The sequence below is a fragment of the Bradyrhizobium sp. SPXBL-02 genome (genome assembly GCF_051853065.1).
GTDB lineage: Bacteria > Pseudomonadota > Alphaproteobacteria > Rhizobiales > Xanthobacteraceae > Bradyrhizobium.
This window is the reverse complement of sequence record NZ_CP182474.1, coordinates 1,448,056-1,463,835: the sequence shown is the minus strand read 5'-3', so window position 1 is coordinate 1,463,835 and position 15,780 is coordinate 1,448,056. Positions and strand designations below refer to the sequence as shown.

The window sequence follows — 15,780 nt, the reverse complement described above, 5'->3', positions numbered from 1 at the left end:
ACATGCGGGCGAGTCTCGGTCTCAGGATGCGGATCACGGTTGCGCTGGCGGTGACGGCCGCAGCGACCACCCTGTTTGCCGTGCTCGGCGCGATGTGGATCATCGGCGGGATCATCGACCGCGCCGACCAGCGCGAGCTGCGCAGCCATTATGATGCCCTGTTGTCGCGCATCGCCGAGGAATCCCGCCGCGCCGCCGCCATGAGCACCGTAGTTGCCGCGATGCCGGCGACGCAGGATGCAATGGCGAAACAGGACCGCAACGCGCTCGTCACCCTGTTCGGCCCGGTGTTCACCGCGACCAAATCGGAGTACGGCGTCGAGCAGTTCCAGTTTCATGTGGCGCCGGCAACCTCGTTCCTGCGCGTGCACCAACCCGCCAAGTTCGGCGACGACCTCTCCGGCTTTCGCAAGACGGTCGTCGCCTCCAACCAGGACCGCAAGGTCGTGGTCGGTCTCGAGGGCGGCGTCGCCGGTCTCGGCATCCGCGGCGTGGTGCCGATCGCGCAAACCGGCAAGCATCTCGGCAGCGTCGAATTCGGCCTGAGCTTCGGCCAGTCCTTCCTCGACGAATTCAAAGCCAACCGCCATGTCGACATCGCCTTCCATCTCGCCGATGGTTCGGGCTTCAAGCTCTTTGGCGGCACGCTGAAGGGCAAGAGCTTCTTCGATGCGACCGATTACGGCCGGGCCACCGGCGGCGACTTCACGGTGCGGCAGGGCAAGCTCGACAGCACGCCGGTCGCCGCCCTGCTGGGACCGGTCAAGGACTTTTCCGGCAAGCCGCTCGGCGCCGTCGAGCTGGTGATGGACAATGCCGACTATGTCGCTTCCGCCGATCGCGCGTGGCGGCTTTCGCTCGGGATCGCCGCGCTCGGGCTCGTGCTGGCCGCGATCGTCGGCTATCTGATCGCTCGCAGCATTTCGCGTCCGATCCTGTCGATCACATCAGTGATGCGCGAGCTCGCCGACGGCCGGCTCGACGTCGAAGTTCCCGTCAGCACGGCGAATGACGAAGTCGGCGCGATGGTGAAGGCGGTCGGGGTGTTCCGCGACAATGCCGTGAGCTTCGGCAAGCTTCAGGCCGAGCAATTCGAGGCCAAGGCCCAGTCCGAGGCGGAGAAGCGGCGGACTTTCGCGGCGCTCGCCGACAATTTCGAAGCCAGCATCCGCGACGTCGTCACCACGGTGTCCTCGGCCGCGGTCGAGATGGAGCATACGGCGCGATCGATGTCGGCCATCGTCGAACAGTCGCGGCAGCAGACCCGGATGGTGTCGTCGGCCTCGGCGCTGGCCTCCGAGAACGTGCAGACGGTTGCGGCAGCCGCCGAAGAGCTATCCTCGTCCATGACCGAGATCAGCCGCCGCCTCGCCCATGCGACCGAGGTGGTCGGCAAGGCGGCCAGCGACGGTCAGCGATCGAATGCGCGTGTGCAGAGCCTCGCCGACGCCGCGCAGAAGATCGGCGACGTCGTCTCCTTCATCAACGGCATCGCCGGTCAGACCAACCTGCTGGCGCTGAACGCGACGATCGAAGCGGCGCGCGCGGGCGAAGCCGGCCGCGGCTTCGCCGTGGTGGCGTCCGAGGTGAAGGCGCTGGCAACCCAGACCGCGAAGGCGACCGAGGAGATCGGCGCACAGGTCACCGCCGTGCAGGGCGAGACGTCAGGCGCGGTTGACGGCATCCAGTCGATATGCGCAACCATCCAGCAGGTCGACGAGATCTCGGCCGCGATCGCCGCCGCCGTCGGCCAGCAGGGCACGGCAACGCAGGAGATTGCGCAAAACGTCCAGCAGGCCGCGGCCCGCACCGGCGAAGTCTCGCAAAACATTGCGGGCGTCACCGACGGCATCGCAGCGACGGGTACCGCCGCCGAAGAGGTGCTGGGCTCGGCGGTCGAGCTTGCCAAGCAATCGCAGCGGCTGCGCGAAGAGGTGGATCGTTTCCTCGCGCAGATTCGCGCGGCGTAGCTCAGGCCCTGGTCCCAGCTCCCACCATCACGTCGATTGCGCCCTTCACGATCGCCTCCAGCTCCTTGCGCGGCACGCGGGCGCGCGAGCGGATGGCAATGGTGTGGACGGTGGCCGATGCGATCTGCGCCAGCGCGAACGGATCGGCGCTCTCCGGCAGCTCGCCTTTCTCCTTGGCGCGGCGGAAGCAAATGGCAAACGCTTTGTCGAGCCCAGTGAGGCCGTCCAGCACCATGGCGCGGATCTCGGGATCGCCGACCGCCTCGGAGGCCGCGGTCACCACCGTGAAGCAACCCCGCGGTCCGGTGTCGCCGGACAAATAGATGTCCAGCGCGGAAGCGTAGATGCGCTCCAGCCGCTGCCGCAGCGGCATCTCCTCGCGGAAGATCGCGACCATCGCCGCGCCCGCCTCGTCGCGATAGCGCTGGTAGCTCTTGATGTAGAGCTCGCGCTTGTCGCCGAAGGCGCCGTAGAGGCTCGGCCGGTTCATGCCGGTGGCTGCGCTGAGATCGTCCAGCGAGGTGGCCGCGAGACCCTGCTTGCGGAACAGATCGAGCGCCTTGCCGAGCGCGACATCGGGCTCGTAGGCGCGCGGGCGCCCGCGGCGCTTAGGCTGGCCGCGGCGCTCGGGTTGACCGCGGGATTCGGGCTGATTGGCAGCAGCTGGCGGCTTCGATTTTTGTACCATTTCGCAAGATAATCCTTGACCGCATCCATATTATGCAAGATGGTACAAAAATCAATCTGGCCAGGTTGAGCGACACCCAAAGAGGAATTGCCCAAGGAGGCTACAGATGGATCTCTATTTCTCGCCGCTTGCCTGCTCGATGGCGACGCGCGTCGCATTGTATGAAGCCGGCGCCGGGGCGAAATATCTCGAAGTCGATCCGCCGACCAAGAAGGTGCTGAACGACGGCTCCGACTTCCGCACCGTGAATCCGATCGGCCTCGTGCCGACGCTGCGCACCGACGAGGGCGTGGTGCTGACCGAGAACGCCGCCATCCTGCAATATGTCGCGGACCGTTTTCCGCAATCCGGTCTCGGCGCCACAGTTGGCATCGAGCGCACAAGGCTGCATCAGTGGCTCTGCTTCATCGGCACCGAGCTGCACAAGGGTCTCTTCATTCCCCTGCTCGACCGCAAGGCGCCGCAGGAAGCCAAGGCGTATGCGCTGGAGAAGAACCTGTCGCGGCTCGACTATCTCGACAAATACCTCGAGGGACGCGAGTTCCTGCTTGACCATTTCAGCGTGGCCGATGCCTATCTCGCCACGGTCATCAACTGGACCATGGCGACGCCGCCGATCGAGCTTGCGAAATGGCCGAACGTGAAGGCGTATTACGAGCGCCTGCGTCAGCGGCCGTCATTCGCGAGGGCGGTCGCCGAGGAGTTCGAGCTGTACAAGGCCGAGCTCGCGCGGAAGAAGGCGGCGGCCTGAGGCCGCACGCGAGCTCCGTATTCGCGCGGCAGCGACGCTATTCCGGCTCAGTCGGGTCAGCGTCGCTCCGTCGTGCAGCGCGCTATCTCGGCGCCTGCAGCGTGATGCCGTAGCGGCGATAGATCCGGTCGATCGTGCCGTCGCTGTGCAGCCGTTCCATCGCTGCGTCGACGGCCTCGCGCAACGCATCGTCCGGGCGGACCATGCCGACGCCGACGTTCCAGTTCAGATCGGCCGTGCTCTCATCGCGATCCAGGATCCGGAGCGGATTGTCCGGATGGGTCAGATTGAAATAGCTCGCCGCAGTGGGCGTGACCGCGGCGGCATCGATCTCGCGGTTCGATACGGCCTCCAGGCTGTCGCTCTCGAAGCCGAAGGTCGATATCGGCACGCGCCGCTGACCGATGATCATGGCTGCGATCGATCCAACCTGCACGCCCACCTTGGTCGACCCGTTGAGGCTCGCGAAGGACGTGAGCGTGCTGGATGAAGGCACGGCAAGCGCGACGCCCGTGCGATAATATGGTTTGGAGATTCTCAGGCGGGTTTCGCCTTGCGCTTCGCGATCGGCGATGACGTCCAGAAGAATGTCGCAGCCGGCGCTGCGCATCTGGTACTGCGTGATGATCCAGTCGAGCCTCAGGGAGACACCGAGCTCGCGTGCCAGAACCCGGCCGAGCTCGACCTGGAAGCCGGGCGGATCGCCGGTCTTGTGCGCGAAGGGAAGCGAATTGGGATGCGCGCAGAGCCCGATCACGCCGCTGGAGCGGATCGCCTCCAGGGTTCGCGCCGACGCCGGCCCCGACAGCACGATGGCGGCGACGATAACAGGGACAAATGCCTTCATGCCGCGCTCTCTGCGGTTCAACCCTCGCGCGGTTTCAGGGCGCGGATGTATTTGACCATCTGGTCGATCTGGGCGTCGGTGAAGGCGCCGTCGAAGGCCGGCATCGCCCCCTGCTTGCCCTGCTTGATGCGATTGCGAATGAAGTCGTCGTCGCGCGGCGAATTCATCAGTTGCGGCCCCTTGCCGGCGGCCCGGCCACCGTCGGAGTGACAGAAGCCGCACGTCCCCGCGAACACCTGCTCGACCTCGAACGCCGCGTTCTCCGGCGCGGGCGTGGCGGATTGTGCCTGGGCCAGCGCAGCCCACAGCAACGAGGCGCCCAGCCCCGCCGGAATCGTTTTGCAAGGCAGTCTCAACAGCTACGCTCCATTCCTGATCCACGCACGGGCCGCGACGTCGATCGAGGAGCGGGCTTGCGCCCGCTCCATGACCGAACATCTGCGGCAGACTATTTCAGGCTGAAGACGACCAAGGCGCCGTCGTCACGCGGCATGCTCTTGTAGACGCCGCCGAAGTTCGGCGCATATTCGTCTGCCAGCATCCCGCCGAAGCCCGCCGTCACGGCGATATATTGCTTGCCGCCGACGGAGTAGCTGACGATGCCGCCCTGATGGCCGGTTCCGTTGTTGTGCTTCCACAGCTCGGCGCCGGTTTCGGCATCATAGGCGTGCAGCACGCCGCGGGAATCAGGCACGAAGACGAGGTTGCCCGCGGTCGACAGCACGCTTCCGAGCGGAGGCTCGGGATAGCGAACTTCCCATTTCTTCGCGCCCGTGATGGGATCGCGCGCGTCGAGGTGTCCGTAGATCTCACCACCTGGAGGCGGCACCATCTTGAAATCGGCACCGATGTTGAGCTGGGCCTGCGGCGCTGTGACCGGGGTCGTCTTCTGGATATCCAGCGTCATGCACCATTCCTGTCCGATCTTGTAATAGAGACCGGTCTTGGGGCTGTACGAGCCGGCGTTCCAGCTGATGCCGCCGCCGATGAACGGACACAGCGGTGGTTCGGTGACCTTCCCGACCGGGAAATCGCGACGGCCGATCAGCGCGCCGGTCTTGGGATCGATGTCCTTCACGAAGTTGATGTTCTCGACCAGCCGCCAGACGTTCTTCACGGCGAGATTGCGGTCGTAGACGAAGACGAAGCCGCCCTTGTTGGGATGGACCACGTATTTCTGGCCGTCACGCTCGAGCATCACGAACTCGCCAACGGAGCTGTCGAAGTCCCAGGCATCGTGCGGCAGTTCCTGATGGTAGAATTTCAGCTTGCCGGTGTCGATGTCGAGCCCGATCACCGAGCTGGTGTAGAGATTGTCGCCGGGACGCGCGCCCTGCGTCTTGTAGTCTGCGCCCGACCAATCGTAGAGCGGCGCCGGGTTCGCAGTGCCCCACAGGATGGTGTTGGTCTCGGAATCGTAGGTGCCCGGCATCCAGCCGCCACCACCGCCGGTGCGCCAGGACTCGTTGCCCCAGGTCTTCATGGCCTCGTCGGTGCCTGCGACCGTCAGGAACTCCCACTTCTTCTTTCCCGTCGCGGCATCGAGCGCGAAGATCGGGCCGCGGCCCGGCCATTCGCCGCCTTGCGCGCCGATGATCACGCTGCCCTTGGCGTAAAGCGGCGCGCCGGTGAAGCCGACCGTGAGCTTCTGCGAGTCGAGCAGCCTGGTCTCCCAGAGAACCTTTCCGGTCTTGGCGTCCAGCCCGAAGGCACGTCCATCCATCGTGCCGACGAAGACCTTGCCTTCGCCGAGAGCGACGCCGCGGTTGTAAGGCGAGTGGGTCTGCCGGCTGATCAGCGCTTCATCCAGCTCCGGAAAGAACGACCAGATGACTTCGCCGGTCGCGCCGTTCAGCGCGAAGACGCGGCTGTAAGAGCCCGAATAGTACAGCACGCCGTCGGCTACGAGCGGCATCGACTGCAGCCCGCGCGTCGAGCGTCCGGGAATGTGCATCCACGCCACGCCCAGATTGCCGACATTGCTCGCATTGATCTGCGCAAGCGGGCTGTAGTGATGAGATTTGTACGAGCCGTGATAGGTGAGCCAATCGTTCTGCCCGGCGCTCTCGATACGGGCCGTATCCACGGACTGAGCCAATGCCGCCGTCGCTGCAAACGTCGCAACGACAACGACAGGCAAGACCGAGCTGAGCCACTGTTTCCTCATTTGCACTTCCTCCCGCTCTTGTGTTTGTTGATTGCGTCTCGTGAACGCCGCCGCGAGGGATTATTTGCAGTTCAGTGAGCGTCGATCGTCCTCCATCGGACCGAATCGTCAACAGACGTCCCCTCGCTCGGCGCATCGCGCCGAGGAGCCACGTTCACCGGAGTGGTTGCTATTGTACTTCTGCTTGCCGCTACAGTGTACGACGGATCAAAGAACGTGCAAACACGGAATGCGCGCTGAAGGCGATTTGATGCAGGGCAACTTGAAACGGCAGCGGCGCTGACCGTTTTTGCTTTTGAGCGGCCAAGTTTCTCGGAACGAGCCGCCTTATCCGTAGAGCACCTTCGGCAGGATCGTGACGATGCCGGGCCATAGCGTGAGCAGCAGCACGAAGGCGAGCATGATCTCCGATTACCAAGCGCGTCGATGCATCAACGCGCCTACCCGTAAACCTTGACGGCGTTCTCCGACGACACGAGACCGCTCGCGATGTCGTCGTTGACGGCCGCGCGATCGCGCTCCCGGGGATCGCCGATGCCGGCCCCGCCGGGCGTCATCACAACCAGTCGATCGTCCGGCGGCACCTGCTGGAAGCCTTTGCCGCGCAGTTTCTTGCCGGACTTGAGGCCGACATAGCCGGCCTCGCCGTTCCGGCCGCCGTCGCGCCCGCGCGGCGGATGATCGATGCGGTCGAACGCGGCGAGGATGTCGAACGGCGCATCGACGCCGCTGCCGACCTCGATGATCTGGCCGAGGCCACCGCGGGTGCGCCCTGCCCCGCCGGAATCCGGACGCAGCTCCTTGCGCCAGAAGATCAGCGGCGTCTGTGTTTCCGCGATCTCCACCGGCGTGCCGCGCACGCCGCTCGGGTAAGCGGTGGCCGACAATCCATCCTTGCCGAAGCGCGCGCCGGTGCCGCCATTCGAGGTGACCGCCATCGAGAACCCGTAATTGCCGCCGGCGCCGCTTCGCGTCTGGCCACGCACGTTGAGATTCCACAGGCAGGAGGTGCCTTCAGCGGGCACGCGCTCGGGAATGATCTGGCGCAGGCAGCCGAACACGACGTCAGGCAGCATCTGGCCGATGACGTGACGCGAAGCCACGGGCGCCGGCTTCGGCGCATTGAGGATCGCGCCCGCCGGCGCCGACACCGTCAGCGGCGAAAGCGAGCCGGCATTGTTCGGGATCTGCGAGGCGACGACGCAGCCGAGGCCGAACACGGTGTAGGCCGTGGTGTAGGACAGCGGCACGTTGATGCCGAACTTCGAGGCGGCGGATGTGCCGTCGAAATCGACGTGGATGCCGGTCTCCGAGATCGTCAGCGTCGCGGCCAGCGTCACTGGCGCATCATAGCCGTCGACCACCATGGTGTTGCGCCAGCTGCCCTTCGGCAGCTTTGCGATCTCGGCCAGCACGGCCTCGCGCGAGCGCTCGCAGATGTAATCGCCGAGCTCGTCGAGCGTGTCGATGCCGAACTCCGTCATCATCTCGACCAGGCGCTCGCAGCCGACGTCGTTGCAGCCGGCGAGCGAATAAGTGTCGCCCTCGGTATCGATCGGCAGGCGTGTGTTGGTGCGGATCATCGCCATCAGCGTCTCGTTGACGACGCCCTGATCGATCAGCTTCAGCATGGGGATGTAGAGCCCCTCCATGAACACGTCGGTGGCGTCTGGCCCGAAGCCGATGCCGCCGATGTCCATGAGATGGCTCGTGCAGGAGAACAGCGCGACGACCTTGCCGTCCTTGAAGCAGGGCGTGGTGACGACGAAATCGTTGAGATGACCGGTCCCCATCCAGGGATCGTTGGTGATGTAGGCATCGCCCCCCTTCATCGTCTCGATCGGGAAGTGAGCGATGAAGTGCTTGACCGATTCCGCCATCGAGTTGACGTGGCCGGGCGTGCCGGTCACCGCCTGCGCCAGCATTCGGCCCTTGAGGTCGAACACGCCGGCCGAGAGGTCGCCGCATTCGCGCACGATCGGGCTGAAGGCGGTGCGCAGAAGCACCTGCGCCTGCTCCTCCACCACGGCGATCAGCCGGTGCCACATGATCTGAAGGTCGATCAGGCTCGCGCCATTTGCCTTGCTCATGATCAGGCCGCCTTTCGTTCCATGACGATGCTGCCTGCACCGTCGATATGGGCGTCGAAACTGGTGGAGACGAAGGTCGAGGTCTCGTCTTCCGCGATCACGGCGGGACCCGCGATGGTCGCCCCCGGCGCCATGTCCTCGCGGCGATAGAGCGGGATCTCGATCACTTCTCCGGCCCGGCCGTCGAAGAATTTTCGACTGCCCGACGCCTTGGCCGTGGCCTTGCGCGCGACCGCCGCAACGGCAGGCGGATTGCGCGCCTCCGTGGTCGCCAGCACCGACCAGCTCAACACCTCGATCGCCGCGCCCGGGATCGGACGCTCGAACATCGCCGAATAGTCGGTTTCGAACTGCTGACGCAGGGAGGCGAGATCGGCCGAGGTGAGCCGCCGGTTCGGCAGCTCGACGGTGATCTCGTGGCCCTGGCCGACATAGCGCATGAACGCGGCGCGGCGCTCGCGCACCGGTGCGCCGGCAGCTCCAGGCTCGACCAGCGCACGCGCTTCGGTTGCCATCTCCTGCAAGAGGTCGGAGACGACCTCGGTGTCGAAATCATCGAGGCGGACGTGCCGGCTGCGCACCAGCTCATAGGCGATTGGCGCCGCCAGAAAGCCGACCGCCGAGCCGACGCCGGCATTCGACGGCACGATCACCCGCGAGACGCCGATCTTCTCGGCGACGCGCGCCGCATGCAGCGGCGCAGCGCCGCCGAAGGCGATCAGCGTGTGCTGGCCGACCACCGCGCCGCGCTCGACGGCGTGCACGCGCGCCGCGCTCGCCATGTTCTCGCAGACGACCTCGTGCACGGCATAGGCGGCCGTCTCCGCCGACAGGCCGAGCGGCGCACCGACATCGCGCAGCAGCGCCTGTTTCGACAGCTCTGGATCGAGCTTGATCGTGCCGGCCGCGAAGGCATCAGGGTCGATCATGCCGAGCGCAACGTCGGCATCCGTCACCGCCGGACGCTGGCCGCCGCGGCCATAGCAGGCCGGGCCCGGCTCCGACGAGGCGCTCTCCGGGCCGACGGTGACGCGCTTCATCGCGTCGACATGGGCGATCGAACCGCCGCCCGCGCCGATCTCGACCATCTCGATCACGGGGATGCGCACCGGCAGGCCGGAGCCCTTGAGGAAGCGCGCGGCGCGATCGACCTCGAACACGCGTGAGGTCTCGGGCTGGTACTTCTCGATCAGGCAGATCTTCGCCGTGGTGCCGCCCATGTCGAAGGAGAGCACCCTGCTCTCCCCGAGCCGCGCCGCGATCTGCGCCGCGAAGATCGCGCCGCCAGCAGGACCGGACTCGACAAGACGCACCGGAAAGCGCCGCGCCGTCTCGATCGAGGTGACGCCGCCGCCCGACGTGACGAGATAGATCGCGCCGCGAAACTGCTCGACCTGCAGGGCGTCGGCCATGCGGGCGAGATAACCGTCGATCAATGGCTGCACATAGGCGTTCGCAACGGCCGTGGAGGTGCGCTCGTATTCGCGGATCTCGGGACAGACCGCCGATGACACCGTCACCGAAATGCCGGGCATCTCTTCCGCGATGATCACGGCCGCGCGTCGCTCGTGCTCGGGATTGGCGTAGGAGTGCAGGAAGGCGATCGCGACGCTCTCGACGCCGAGCTCACGCAATTTCGGCGCCAGCGCGCGCACGGCCGCCTCGTCGAGCGGGAGGCGGACGCCGCCATGGGCGTCGATGCGCTCGGGCACCGTGAAGCGGAGGCTGCGCGGGGCCAGCGGCTTCGGCTTGTCGATGCCGAGATCGTACTGGTCGTAGCGGCTCTCGGTGCCGATATCGAGCACGTCGCGAAAGCCTTCGGTTGCGACCAGCGCCGTCTTGGCGCCGCGCCGCTCGATGATGGCATTGGTCGCGAGCGTCGTGCCGTGGATGAAGACGTCGATATCGCTGATATGGGCGCGTGCATCGGCAAGGATGAGCCGCATGCCGTCCAGCACCGCCTGCTCGGGCCGCTGCGGCGTCGTCAGCACCTTGCGGGTTTTACGATCTTGTCCCACGTCCAGCACGATGTCGGTGAACGTGCCACCGATATCGACGGCAAGCCGCACCTCGGCTCCCTCAAGCATTCCAATTTCTCCGTGCTGGTCGTCAAGACTGGGTCCAAAAAGCGCAGCAATTCCCGTGCCATGAGGCATGCCGGCAGCGCTGTGCCCGGCTATTTTGCGCGGCACCTATGCAATAGGCAAGGCGTGTTCGCGCCTGAGCGATCAGAGCAGGAATGCAAGCGCCGCTTCGCAGCGCTCCTCGACCTGACGCGCGAGGAGATCGCCGGCGCGACGCGACCAAGCAGCGGATGCGTTCTGCCTTTACCAAAGATTGCATCCGTGATTATTTTCCCGCAGCAGCCATTCCCAGGAGTGACTTGCATGGCCGACGATACTCCGCTCGAGGAGCGCAAATTCCTTTTCGAACAACAGCGATGGCGCGACGAGCTCCCGCTCAAGCGGTTGGAACTCGAACAGAAGCTTCGCGAGAACGGCTGGCTTGCCCGGGCATTCTCGCCGCTGACGACGGCCCTGATGGCGGGGGTTCTGACCATCTTCGGATCCGTGGTCGCGACCACGATGCAGAGCCGCAATTCACTCGAGCTGGAAACCAGGAAATTCGAAAGCACCAAGCAGTTGGAAAGCCAGAAGCAGGAGCACGAATTGATCCTGAAGATGGCCAGCGTCGGTGACGTCGAGCAATCCCGGAAGAACATTCGATACCTTGCTGAAACCGGACTCATTACAGACAAGGCGCTGGTCACGAGAATCCTTGCAAGAACGGATGCGCCCGTTCTCCCAGCGCCGGCCGGGGCAGCCAACTTCCCTGTTCCCGACTCGCTATCCCGGAGGCTTTCGCCGAGAGCGCTTGAAATGATAGCGAGCTTTGAGGTTCTCGGCCGCGAGAACTACGAAAAGACTTATGCGCATCCAACTTGGACAGGCATGGGCGGCGTCACCATCGGGATCGGTTATGATCTGGGTTCGGTGTCTCCAGGCCAGATGAATCAGGACTGGGGCGGCCTGATTGCCTCGGCCGACCTGAACCGGCTGACAACAGCTGTCTCGATCAGAGGGCAAGCCGCGCGCGATCTCGCAAACAGCTTGCAGGACATCGTGATCGATTGGGATGACGCGGTCATTGTATTCGGCAAGCAGATCGAACGCTGGTCGAGCCTGGTTGACGGGCGCCTGCCAAATGCCCGCGAGCTTCCTCCCGATTGCTACGGAGCGATCCTGTCGATCGCATACAACAGGGGCCTGTCCTTCGACTCGCAAGGCGATCGCTACATCGAAATGCGAGCCATCAAGGAGCTGATCGAGAAACGGGAGTTTGACAAGATTGCCGATCAGATTCGGGCGATGAAGAGACTATGGCCGACCGTCTCCGGACTACAGCAGCGCCGCGACAAGGAGGCAAAACTTTTCGAAGATGGGCTCGCGCGTGCCGGCAACAAGGCCGCAATTGCTCCAAACTAGACTTGCTACAGTGCCGGGCCGAGCCTGATCAACAGCCAGGCCACCCTGTTGGCCATGCGCTCAGAGCAAAAACGCCAGCGCCGCTTCGCAGCGCTCCTCGACCTTCAGCGTCAAGAGATCGTCGGCGCGGGTGCGGCCGAGATTGACCGCGGCGATCGGAATCTGCCGTTTCGCGGCGGCCTGGACGAAGCGAAAGCCGGAATAGACCATCAATGACGAGCCGACGATCAGCATGGCATCGGCCTGCGCCAGATGATCCTGCGCCGTGGCCACCACCTCGCGCGGCACGTTCTCGCCGAAGAACACCACGTCGGGCTTGAGGATGCCGCCGCAGGCCTCGCAAGGCGGCACCTCGAAGGAGGAAAAATCCTCGTGCTCGAGATCGGCGTCGCCATCGGGTGCGTCCGCGGCATCCAGCGTCAGCCATGCCGCATTGGCGCGGCCGAGAGCGTGCTGGAACGCGTCGCGAGGGGTCTTGCGACCGCAGCCCATGCAGCGGACCAGGTCGAGCCGGCCGTGCAGGTCGATCACCTGCCGGTGGCCGGCCGACTGATGCAGCCGGTCGACATTCTGCGTCAGCAACATTCCACATCGCCCATTCGCCTCGAGCCGGGCCAATGCGCGATGCGCATCGTTCGGCTTCGCCTGGCCGAACCGCCGCCAGCCGATCAGGCTGCGCGCCCAATAGCGCCGGCGCGTAGGCGCGTCCGACATGAAGGCCTGGAAGTTGACGGGCTGGGTCCGCTTCCAATTGCCCTGGCTATCGCGATAATCGGGAATGCCCGAATTGGTGCTGCAGCCGGCGCCGGTCAGCACGAACAGGTTCTCGTGCCCCTCGATAAAATCCTGGAGCGATCTGTTTCCCGGCGCAGCATTCGTCATGGCGTAGATGTAGTTCGCGCAAGTGCATTTTGCCAGATCACGAGCGTCGGCGGCGCACAGCCGTCCGGACGAGTGGCTATCGTGAGGACCGGCGCCCTGTGAGATCGGGCGGAGGAGCCTTCTCTTGTCCGGCGATTCGAGCGGCCTGCTGCAGCGTGCGCCGGAATTCGTCCCGCTTCTCGTGCACCGAGGCGATCGCATGACCGACCGCAACGCCGAGGCCGACCAGCGCGGCTTCGGAGAGCTGCAGGCTCGCCTCGATCGTTTCCGGCACCGCATCGGTTGCGCCGATCGCATAAAGGTGGCGGGCATGATCGGCGTCCCGCGCGCGTGAAACGATCAGCACATCCGGCCGCACCGCCCGGATCCGCTCGACGACGGCGTCGATCGCCGGCCGTGATTGGACGGTGATGATCACGCCGGTCGTCTGCATCAGGCCGCAGGCTTCGAGGAATCCCGGTTCTGTCGCATCGCCGAAATAGACTCTGTGGCCGTCGCGGCGGTCGCGCGCCACGCTGGCGGCCTCGTGATCGACGGCGATGTAGTTTAGGCCGTGGCTTGTCAGCAGCGAGCAGACGACTTTTCCAACACGGCCGTAGCCGACCACGATGGCTTGCGCCTGATCGCCGGGCGGCCGAACCGCAAGCTCGGGATCGGGCGCGCGTTCGCTGCCCAGCTTCGCGGCCAATTTTCGTCCGAGAATACTCAGAAGCGGTGTCAACGCCATCGTCACGGCGGTGACGGCCACGGCAAAGCTCGATACGCGGGGCTCGATCAGGTCGCCGGCCGCCGCCATTCCGATGCTGACGAAGGCGAATTCGCCGACGGGGCCCAGCAGGAAGCCGATCTCGATCGCCGCCGGCCATGACAGCCTGAAGAGGCGGCCTAAGATGATGAGCACGATCGCCTTGCCGACGACAATGCCGATAACGGCCGCCAGCAGCCAACCGGGCTCCCGCGCGAACACGCGGAAGTCGATGGCCATGCCGACGGTGAAGAAGAAGATGCCGAGCAGCAGGCCCTTGAACGGCTCGACGGTGGCCTCGATGGCCTTGCCATACTCGGTCTCCGCCAGCATCAGTCCTGCAACGAATGCTCCGAGCGCCATCGATAGGCCGGCCTGGTGGGCGGCAAGCCCTGCGCCGACGATGACGAACAGGGTCGCGGCAACGAACAACTCCGTCGAATGGGTGCCTGCAACCATCTGGAAGAGCGGACGCATCAGCAGCCGTCCAATCAGAATCAGGAAAACGACTGCCAGCACGGCCTTCAGGATCGCCGTGGAGATGTGCGCCACGACCGAGCCGCCGCTGCCCGCGCCGAGCACTGCGACAAGGACGAGGACGGGGACCACGGCAAGGTCCTGAGCCAGCAGCACCGCGAAGCTGGCGCGCCCGGCTGTGGTCGCAAGCCGCCTCTCGGTGGATAGAAGCTCGAGCACGATCGCAGTCGAGGACAGCGCAAGGCTCGCCCCGAGGATAACGGCCGTATCGGAGCTCTGCCCAAAGAGAAGCGCCACGCCGAAAATCATGGCCGACGTCGCAAGGACTTGCAGGCCGCCAAGCCCGAACACGAAGCGTCGCATCGTGACGAGCCGGCGCAACGACAGCTCGAGCCCGATCAGGAACAGCAGGAACACGATGCCGAGATTGGCGATACCCTCGACGTTCTGCGCGTCCGTCACCGTGAACCAATACAGGAATGGGATGTCGCGAACGAGCGAGCCGAGCCCGAGCGGACCGAGAATGGCGCCGGCGCCAAGATAGCCCAGCACGGGATTGATGCCCCAATGCCGGACCATTGGCACCACCACGCCGGCGGTCCCGAGCACCACCAGCGCGTCGCTATAGGCATTGATGTTGATGGTTGTGGTCACGAGCCCGTCATGTGTCGGCGTCTGCCAATAGCGGCAGCATCGTCCACGGTCGATAGCACACGGCGCCGCAGACCCCCAACCGGACCTGCCCCTCCATCCCGCGCGAGGGACGCGTCATCCCAAGCCGATTCTCAGCTTGCCCAGTTCTCCCGAAACTCCGGAAACAGCGTGAGACCCCCGCAGGCATAGATGGTCTGCCCGGTGATGTAGCTGGCATCGTCGGAGGCGAGGAAGGCGAACACGGCGGCGATCTCTTCGGGCGCGCCGACGCGCCCCATGGGAATATGGGAGGTGACGACGCCGCGCTTTGCGGGATCTCCCGTCCAGGCGGCGTTGATCGGCGTGTCGATAGCGCCGGGACCGACCGCATTGACGCGGATGCCGTGCCGCGCGAATTCGAGCGCCAGCGTGCGGGTGAGACCGGCCATACCGCTCTTGCTGATGGAATAGGCGAGATAGCCGGGCTTCGGGATGATCTGGTGGACGCTGGAGCAGTTGATGATGCTGCCGCCTGCCCCGCGCGCGACGAAATGCGCCAGCGCCTTCTGCGCACACAGCACGGCACCGTTGAGATTGACGTCGATGATGCGGCGGTAGGTTTCGACGTCGAGCGCCTCGCTCGGCGATTCCCGCTGGAAGCCGGCATTGTTGACGAGGCAGTCGAGGCGCTTGAAGCGCGCCAGGACGGTCTCGAACATCGCGGCGATGTCCTGCTCATTGCCGATATCGGCCTTGACGACGATATGGTCGAGCCTGCCGTGGCCGCGATCGCTCGACGCGCTTCGTGCAAGGGCAAGGGTCTCCTCGGCATTGCCGGCGTGATCGAAGTAGTTGATGGCGACGGTGGCGCCTTCCTGCGCCAGCCGGATGGCAACGGCGCGGCCGATGCCTTGCGAGGCGCCGGTCACCAGCGCGTATTGGCCGACGAGGCGCGAGGGAAACGAGGTCGAGCGTTCGGTTTGCGGCATATGTTCTCTCCGGGATGCACCATCATGGATGGAACCGGCGATTTGTTCCATCCCTT

12 protein-coding genes are annotated in these 15,780 nt (G+C 65.1%); 3 read left to right on the top strand and 9 right to left on the bottom strand.

Going from position 1 to position 15,780, the window contains the following annotated elements; all coding sequences use genetic code 11:
* Positions 1-2 precede the first annotated feature (2 nt).
* Positions 3-1,970 (top strand): cache domain-containing protein, encoded by a 1,968-nt coding sequence (locus ACNJYD_RS06845; RefSeq protein WP_439365731.1) that lies wholly within the window; start codon positions 3-5, stop codon positions 1,968-1,970.
* A 1-nt stretch (position 1,971) separates the two neighbouring features.
* On the opposite strand, the gene ACNJYD_RS06840 is transcribed toward ACNJYD_RS06845, so the two are convergent.
* On the bottom strand, positions 1,972-2,658 hold the full coding sequence (locus ACNJYD_RS06840; RefSeq protein WP_439365730.1) for a TetR/AcrR family transcriptional regulator: 687 nt from the start codon (positions 2,656-2,658) through the stop codon (positions 1,972-1,974).
* 106 nt (positions 2,659-2,764) lie between these two features.
* Between ACNJYD_RS06840 and ACNJYD_RS06835 the strand changes: the two genes are divergently transcribed.
* Positions 2,765-3,409, top strand: a complete 645-nt coding sequence (locus ACNJYD_RS06835; RefSeq protein ID WP_439365729.1) for a glutathione binding-like protein — start codon at positions 2,765-2,767, stop codon at positions 3,407-3,409.
* Positions 3,410-3,491: 82 nt separating this feature from the next.
* Here ACNJYD_RS06835 and ACNJYD_RS06830 read toward each other — a convergent pair whose 3' ends face one another.
* The 5 genes from ACNJYD_RS06830 to ACNJYD_RS06810 form a co-directional block, all read right to left on the bottom strand.
* Positions 3,492-4,256 (bottom strand): substrate-binding periplasmic protein, encoded by a 765-nt coding sequence (locus tag ACNJYD_RS06830; protein WP_439365728.1) that lies wholly within the window; start codon positions 4,254-4,256, stop codon positions 3,492-3,494.
* Positions 4,257-4,273: 17 nt separating this feature from the next.
* Complete coding sequence (locus ACNJYD_RS06825; RefSeq protein ID WP_246708779.1) at positions 4,274-4,567, bottom strand: c-type cytochrome; 294 nt, start codon at positions 4,565-4,567, stop codon at positions 4,274-4,276.
* Between the two features lie 137 nt (positions 4,568-4,704).
* Positions 4,705-6,423, bottom strand: coding sequence for a pyrroloquinoline quinone-dependent dehydrogenase (locus ACNJYD_RS06820; protein ID WP_212254242.1), 1,719 nt, complete (start codon positions 6,421-6,423; stop codon positions 4,705-4,707).
* Positions 6,424-6,863: 440 nt separating this feature from the next.
* Complete coding sequence (locus tag ACNJYD_RS06815; RefSeq protein ID WP_439365727.1) at positions 6,864-8,513, bottom strand: hydantoinase B/oxoprolinase family protein; 1,650 nt, start codon at positions 8,511-8,513, stop codon at positions 6,864-6,866.
* A 2-nt stretch (positions 8,514-8,515) separates the two neighbouring features.
* Positions 8,516-10,600, bottom strand: a complete 2,085-nt coding sequence (locus tag ACNJYD_RS06810; RefSeq protein WP_439365726.1) for a hydantoinase/oxoprolinase family protein — start codon at positions 10,598-10,600, stop codon at positions 8,516-8,518.
* On the opposite strand from ACNJYD_RS06810, the gene ACNJYD_RS06805 reads away from it, so the two are divergent.
* The gene (locus ACNJYD_RS06805) at positions 10,523-11,998 is read left to right on the top strand and encodes a hypothetical protein (protein ID WP_439365725.1); all 1,476 of its coding nucleotides are present in this window, start codon (positions 10,523-10,525) and stop codon (positions 11,996-11,998) included. The two genes, ACNJYD_RS06810 and ACNJYD_RS06805, sit on opposite strands and share 78 nt — an antisense overlap.
* A gap of 60 nt (positions 11,999-12,058) precedes the next feature.
* On the opposite strand, the gene ACNJYD_RS06800 is transcribed toward ACNJYD_RS06805, so the two are convergent.
* The 3 genes from ACNJYD_RS06800 to ACNJYD_RS06790 all read right to left on the bottom strand — a co-directional run bounded on the left by ACNJYD_RS06800 (position 12,059) and on the right by ACNJYD_RS06790 (position 15,724).
* A complete protein-coding gene (locus ACNJYD_RS06800; RefSeq protein WP_212254238.1) occupies positions 12,059-12,880 on the bottom strand; it encodes an NAD-dependent protein deacetylase in 822 nt (273 codons plus the stop codon).
* 76 nt (positions 12,881-12,956) lie between these two features.
* Entirely contained in the window at positions 12,957-14,756 is a 1,800-nt protein-coding gene (locus ACNJYD_RS06795; RefSeq protein WP_212254237.1) for a cation:proton antiporter domain-containing protein, read from the bottom strand.
* A gap of 131 nt (positions 14,757-14,887) precedes the next feature.
* Positions 14,888-15,724, bottom strand: a complete 837-nt coding sequence (locus ACNJYD_RS06790; RefSeq protein WP_439365724.1) for an SDR family oxidoreductase — start codon at positions 15,722-15,724, stop codon at positions 14,888-14,890.
* Positions 15,725-15,780 lie beyond the last annotated feature (56 nt).